This window comes from Nocardia concava NBRC 100430, assembly GCF_000308815.1.
Taxonomy (GTDB): Bacteria; Actinomycetota; Actinomycetes; order Mycobacteriales; family Mycobacteriaceae; genus Nocardia; species Nocardia concava.
This window is the reverse complement of sequence record NZ_BAFX01000149.1, coordinates 1-6,355: the sequence shown is the minus strand read 5'-3', so window position 1 is coordinate 6,355 and position 6,355 is coordinate 1. Positions and strand designations below refer to the sequence as shown.

Genomic DNA, 6,355 nt, shown 5'->3' with positions numbered 1-6,355 from the left:
GGGCTGGGTGAGCGCGGTGATGATGCCGAGCCCGCCCGCCTCGGAGACGGCGGCGGCCAGTTCCGCGCGGCCGACCCACATCATGCCGCCCTGCACGATGGGGTGCTCGACCCCGAAAGTCTCGGTGAACCTGGTCTTCAGTGCCATGCGCGCTGTCCTCTCCTGCCTCTCACGACTGCCCTGATACTCGCATAGTTGCATATGGGCCGACAACCCCGATGTGAGTGGGAGTTTGCAGTCATTACGCCAAGATTCCCTGGTCTGTAACCCTTGTCACGTTAGAAAGTTAAGCGCTATTCTCACGAGCGATCAGCGTGAAAGGACACTGCATGACCTTCCAGCCGCTCGACGAGCCGATCCGCTCGCGTCGCAATCACTGGGTGAACCAGATCGCGGCGCACGCGCTGATGCGGCCCGATCACGTCGCCTTCAAGTTCCGGGGCGTGGACACCACGTGGAAGCAGCTGTACGAGCGGTCGGAGAAGTTCGCCGACGCGCTGTCCCGTCGAGGGGTCGGGTTCGGCGATCGCGTGCTCATCCTGGCGCTGAACTACACCGAGTACATCGAGGCGGTCATGGGCATCAACGCCCTGGGCGCCATTGCGGTGCCGGTGAACTTCCGGCTCACGCCGCCCGAGGTGGCCTACATCGTGGCCGACTCCGGCGCGAAGGCCATCGTCACCGACTCGGTCCTGCGGCCGCTGGCGGTGGGCGTGGCCGGGCAGGCCCAAGGTCTCGACAGCGTGGTCGTGATCAACGGGCAGACCGGCGACGGCGTGATCGGCTACGAGGACTTCCTGAACGAGCCCGGCGAACCCCATGCGCCGCTGGACATTCCGGAGGAAACCCCCTGCCTGATCATGTACACCTCGGGCACCACCGGCAGCCCCAAGGGCGCCGTGCTGACCCACGCGAACATGAACGCACAGGCGCTGACCTGTATCCGGGCCATGGAGATCACCCCCGACTCCATCGGCTTCTGCACCTCACCGCTGTTCCACATCGCCGGATTGGGTTCGCTCACCCCGTATTTCATGCTCGGCGGCAAGACCGTGCTGCATCCGCTGGGCGCGTTCAACGCCACCGAATTCCTCGACGAGGTCGAGAAGGAACAGGCCACCGCCGCCTTCTGCGTGCCGGTGCAGTGGCAGCTGATCTGCGAGGAGCCGACGGTCAAGCAGCGCAAGCTGGCGCTGCAGGCGCTGTGCTGGGGCGCGGCCCCGGCCTCGGACACGGTGCTGCGGGCCATGGCCGACTGCTTCCCGAACGCCTTCAATGTGGCCGTGTTCGGGCAGACCGAGATGTCGCCCATCACCTGTGTGCTCGAGGGCAAGGACGCGCTGCGCAAGCTCGGCTCGGTCGGCCTGCCCATCCCGACCATCCAGGCGCGCGTGGTCGACGACGAGATGAACGATGTCGCGCCGGGCGAGGTGGGCGAGATCGTCTATCGCGGACCGACTCTCATGCAGGGCTACTGGAACAAGCCCGAGGCCACCGCGGAGGCCTTCCACGGCGGCTGGTTCCACTCCGGTGACCTGGTGCGCCGCGACGAGGAGGGCTTCGTCTACGTGGTGGACCGCAAGAAGGACATGATCATCTCCGGCGGCGAGAACATCTACTGCGCCGAGGTGGAGAACGTGCTCTTCGCGCATCCGAAGATCCACGAGGCCGCGGTGGTGGCCCGGCCGCACGAGAAGTGGGGCGAGGTGCCGGTCGCGGTGGTGGCGCTGGTCGAGGGGGTCGACGACCTGACTCTCGAAGAGCTGGAACCGTTCCTGAACGAGTCGCTGGCCCGCTACAAGCACCCCAAATATCTGGTGGTGGTGCCCGAACTGCCGCGCAATGCCAGCGGCAAGGTCGTGAAGGTCGAACTGCGCAAGCAGTATTCGGCCTAGATCATGTCTTTCGCGGTGAGCCAGCGCATGATCGGCCAGCCGCAGAAGACGGGCAGCCAGCAAGTCAGCACGCGGTAGAGGAGGACGGCGGGGACGGCGATCTCCGCCGACACTCCGAACGCCGCCAGACCACCGATGAGGGCGGCTTCCACGGCGCCCACGCCGCCGGGTGTCGGGGCCGCCGAGGCGAGCGTGCCGCCGATCATGGTGACGATGGTGACCGTCACGAAAGTGGTGTTGCCGCCGAAGGCTTCGATGCTGGCCCACAGTGCCAGCGCCATACCGAGGGTGGTGGTGGCGCAGCCGCCGACGATCATGGCCAGCCGCCACGGTTTGCGGCCCAGATCCTTCAACTGTCCCATCACATCCGCCAGCTGCGGGCGCACCTCGTTCAGCAGCCATTTGCGGACCTTCGGCACGAACATGGTCACGCCGAGCAGCCCGAGCAGCGCACCGGCCACCAGGTAGAGCACGGTCGCGCTGGGCACGAAATGCGAGAGGTTGGTGGAGGTTCCGGCCAGCGCACCGAAGATCAGCAGCAGCAGCACGTGGGTCACCACCTGCACGGTCTGCTGCAGGGCGACGGCCGCGGTGGCGCGTACCGCGCCCAGGCCGCCCTTCTGCAGGAATCGCACGCTCAGCGCCAGACCGCCCACGCCGGCGGGCGTCGTGGTGGCGGCGAACGTATTGGCGATCTGCATGAGCAGCAGATTGCGGAACTTCACCGCCTCGGAGGCGCACGCCCACAATGCCATTGCCGCGCCGACGTAGGTCAGCGCCGAGACCGTCAGCCCCAGCAGCGCCCAGCCCCAATGCAGGTTGTGCAGTTCGGTGAAGAAGGTCGGCACCTGGCTGATGTACGGATAGGCCACGTACACCAGGCCGATCAGCAGTGCCAGCTGTATGGCCTGGTTGCGCGAGAACCGGGTGATCTGCGCGGCCTCGATCTTGTCCTGCCCGGTCTGCTCGGCGACCTCGGCGCGTATGTCCTTCATGTGCTCGCCGGCGTCGGGAATCGCCTTGCGCACGTGCGGAGGTATCGCGGTCCGGGTGAGCCGGGCCGAGGCGTCCAGCACCGCCTGCTTGTCCAGCACCTCGAGCGCGGTGCGGACCGTCGGTTCGGGACCGAACAGGGCGGCCGAGGACAGCAGCAGCTGCGCGACGTCGGAGTCGAAACGCACCTTGTACGCGCCGAATTCGGATTGCACGAACCCGCCGAACAGCACGGCGTCGTCGAGAATGCGGATCTCCTCGGCGCGCAGATCACCGTGCGAGATCTGTGCCGTGTGCATGCTGTGCAGCGCCTGCCAGACCCTGGTGAGCGTCTTCTCCCCCGCGGCGGCGGTCAGCGGCCGGCCCTGGGGCACGGTGTGCGCGTACATCATCCAACCGCGGTCCAGCGCCGCGACGGTGAGCGGCTTGTTGCTGGCCAGCCCGAGATCCGCGATGGCGAAACCCATCAGCGCCCGATGCTCCACCGCACGCCGCAGGGAGGCGAAGGAGTCCGGGTACTCGCCGCTGCGCAGGGTGAGGCGGCGCTTCAACTGCTGGAGCATGCCGCGGCTGCGCTGGTTCGCCCCGTACATCTCGATGATCAATTCATTGTCCGGCGAATGGGTTTCGCCGTGTTCGGACCCCGCCGACGTGGGCGTGTTCGGTGAGGTCGCGAGCTCGGGCTGCGGCGTGGTTGTCACCGACAGCACCAGCGGCCCACGGGCGGCCGGGCGCAGCACCTTGAAAGCGGTCACCCGGAAGCCGCGCTGCGCCAGCACCCGCACCGCCGCCTCCAGCGGTACCTCCAGCGCGGGTGTGCCGACCACCAGCACGATCACCGAGCCCACGAGCCAGCCCACGACCAGGCCCAGCGCGGCGCGCGCGGGCACCACCAGCGAGACGAACAGGTGTATGGGGACGAAGGCCAGCAGCAGCGTCCACCACCACCGCCGCCAGCGCGCGGGCAGCCACGGGCTGGCCACGGTGAGCACCGCGGCCAGCATGGCGATCCAGCGCGGATCGTCGAGGAACTGCGACAGGAAGGTGTTGATCTGCTGCGGTTCCGAGAGATGCCAGCGTGGCGCGGAGAAGCCGGTGCCGGTGATGGAGAACAGGCCCAGCGCGATCAGGCCCGCGGACACGAAGCCGCCCAGCAGCTTCCATTGCCGGCGCAGGATCAGCCGCACCAGAATGGCGAAGGGCAGCGCCAGGATCGCGATGCCGTAGACGATGTAGACCAGGTTGGACTGTTCCGGCGTCAGGAACCCGACGATGGTGGAGACCGACTTTTCCAGGTTCTCCCACTGCGGGCGGGTGATCAGCGATCCGGCGACGACGATGCCCACCGACAACGCGGACAGCACAACGCGCAGAATGTCACTGGTCCGGCGGATCCGCGGCTGCAGCAGGCTGCCGGAGACGGGAATCTCCCGCCCGTCGACTCGCATGTCCTATACGCGCTTTCGGATCGTGGGAACGGCTGCGGTCCCATGGTCGGCTCGGTTGAGTATGCGGCAGGCGAAAGGGTCACCCGCCGTCCAACACGCCGGTAACCGTAACCCGTGCGCGGCGGAAGAAGTGTTCCGCCCGTCGGCACGCCGGGCCCGAATACCGGTTTTTCCTGCTTATTACGAGGCTTAGGTGTTGGCCGAACGGCCGTGCGAGGATCGCTGTGTGGTGCTCGATCTTCGTGTCTGTTTTATCGGGGAGTCATTCGTCGCGGGGGTCGGTGACCAGAAATGCCTGGGCTGGGCGGGGCGCTTGGCCGCCAGAGCCATTGCGGCGGGACAGCCGCTGACCTATTACAACCTGGGGATCCGGCGGGAGAACAGCACCGAGCTGCGCGGGCGCTGGGCGGCCGAATGCGCGCCGCGGCTGCCCCTGGACGCGGACTGCCGGGTGGTGATCTCCACCGGCGTCAACGACACCCAGCTCGAGGACGGCCGGGTCCGGGTCGACCCGGAGGACTCGGTGCGCAATCTCGGCGGGATCCTGCGCGAGGCGCGGGAAAGGGGCTGGCAGACAATGGTGGTCGCACCGCCGCCCAATGTCGACGACGACCACAATGCCCGCATCGTGGCCCTGGACACCGCCTACGCCGACCTCTGCGAGGACGCCAAGGTGCCCTACCTGCGGACCCATCAGCCGCTACGCGAGAACCAGATCTGGATGCAGGACGTCGCCGCGGGCGACGGCTACCACCCGGGCGCGGCGGGCTATGACGAATTCGCCGCCCTGCTCGCCCCTCACTGGCTGCTCTGGCTGGCCGATCCCGGCTCGGAATTACCTGTCGTGCGGTGAGTTTCGTCGATCACCGCGGCCGCGGCGGCGGCCTCCGGTGAGCGGTCGGCGGCATGGCGGCCGGTGTCCGGGCCCAGCCAGTCCTCGACGATGTTCTCCAGCCGCGGCCGCCGGGTCGAGGCCACCAGACCCGACCCGACCAGCACGCCCATGGCGATGGCGAGCACGGTCAGCACCGCGTTCACGATCACGTGCAGGCCGTTCGGATCGTTCTTGGTGACCAGCTCCGACACCCCGGTCAATCCCATGCCGCCGGGCACCAGCATCCAGAAGGCGGGCAGGAACACCACCTGCGTCGGCGGGGCATCCTTGCTGCGCTGCACCAGGAATGCCACCGGCACCGCGATCATGCCGCCCAGGAACGAACCCAGCAGTCCGCCACCGTGCAGCTGCTGGCCCAGCTGCTGCCCGCAGAACGCCGCGTACAGCACGATGAGCAGCCAGCCCAGCGAGCGCTTCGGGGCGCTGGCCCGCCAGCTGTGCCCCAGCCCGATCAGCAGCACCCCGAGAACCGGTGTCCACCAGCCCAATCCGCTCGAATGCGCCGGTGCGACCGGCGGCAGCGTCCCCAGCAGCTGCAGGCCGATCAGAATGCCGAAGGCCAGCAGCAGCAGTTTGTTGAAGCCGAAGATGGTGCGGCTCGCACCCGCCACCATGTTCCCGGTGGCCAGCTCGATGGACCCGTTGGTCAGCGCCGAACCCGGCAGCATGCTCGACACCGACGGGATCAGCAGCTGCGACGGATTGCCACCGCCGAGCGTGTTCGGAAAACCGAAGGACAGCAGGGTGACCACCGCCCCGGCGACCACGGGCAGTGCGGTCGACAGCAGCCGGAACCGGTCGGCGGCCATGATCAGCAGCTGCACCACCAGGCCGAGCACGATATAGCCGAGCAGTGCGTCGGAGGTGGGATTGAGCATCAGGCCCAGGCCGACGGTCAGCACCACATTGCCGACCAGCAGCCGCCACACCGGGGTGGGCTGCGGCGACGCCAGGATCTTGGCCAGCTCGGCGGTGGCGCGGGCGGGCGGCGGGACTTCCCGCTTGATCTCGTCGATGAGCTGATAGAGCTTGGCGATCTGATCCAGGCGCAGCGTGTCGGAGTTGGCCTCGAGCAGGTCGACGGCCGATCCGCGCGAATCCTGTACGCGCACGAACACTCCCGT

Annotated in this window: 5 protein-coding genes; 2 read left to right on the top strand and 3 right to left on the bottom strand. The window is 67.8% G+C overall.

Annotated features, from left to right (window positions below):
* Positions 1-147: nitronate monooxygenase (locus ON43_RS44045; protein WP_174416523.1), on the bottom strand; the 147-nt coding region annotated here is incomplete at its 3' end.
* Positions 148-329: 182 nt separating this feature from the next.
* On the opposite strand from ON43_RS44045, the gene fadD5 reads away from it, so the two are divergent.
* The gene (gene fadD5, locus ON43_RS34480; RefSeq protein WP_040814349.1) at positions 330-1,895 is read left to right on the top strand and encodes a fatty-acid--CoA ligase FadD5; all 1,566 of its coding nucleotides are present in this window, start codon (positions 330-332) and stop codon (positions 1,893-1,895) included.
* On the opposite strand, the gene ON43_RS34475 is transcribed toward fadD5, so the two are convergent.
* Entirely contained in the window at positions 1,892-4,336 is a 2,445-nt protein-coding gene (locus ON43_RS34475; protein WP_040814347.1) for a lysylphosphatidylglycerol synthase transmembrane domain-containing protein, read from the bottom strand. The two genes, fadD5 and ON43_RS34475, sit on opposite strands and share 4 nt — an antisense overlap.
* A 229-nt stretch (positions 4,337-4,565) precedes the next feature.
* On the opposite strand from ON43_RS34475, the gene ON43_RS34470 reads away from it, so the two are divergent.
* A complete protein-coding gene (locus tag ON43_RS34470) occupies positions 4,566-5,189 on the top strand; it encodes a GDSL-type esterase/lipase family protein (protein WP_245568869.1) in 624 nt (207 codons plus the stop codon).
* On the opposite strand, the gene ON43_RS34465 is transcribed toward ON43_RS34470, so the two are convergent.
* A partial coding sequence (locus tag ON43_RS34465; RefSeq protein WP_157514283.1) for a threonine/serine exporter family protein occupies positions 5,135-6,355 on the bottom strand: 1,221 nt, incomplete at its 5' end. The genes ON43_RS34470 and ON43_RS34465 overlap by 55 nt on opposite strands.

What these genes read in the sequence shown, in the direction of transcription:
- ON43_RS34475 (WP_040814347.1), bottom strand. Translation starts at nt 4,336, where the DNA reads ATGCGAGTCGACGGGCGGGAGATTCCCGTCTCCGGCAGCCTGCTGCAG.
- fadD5 (WP_040814349.1), top strand. Translation starts at nt 330, where the DNA reads ATGACCTTCCAGCCGCTCGACGAGCCGATCCGCTCGCGTCGCAATCAC.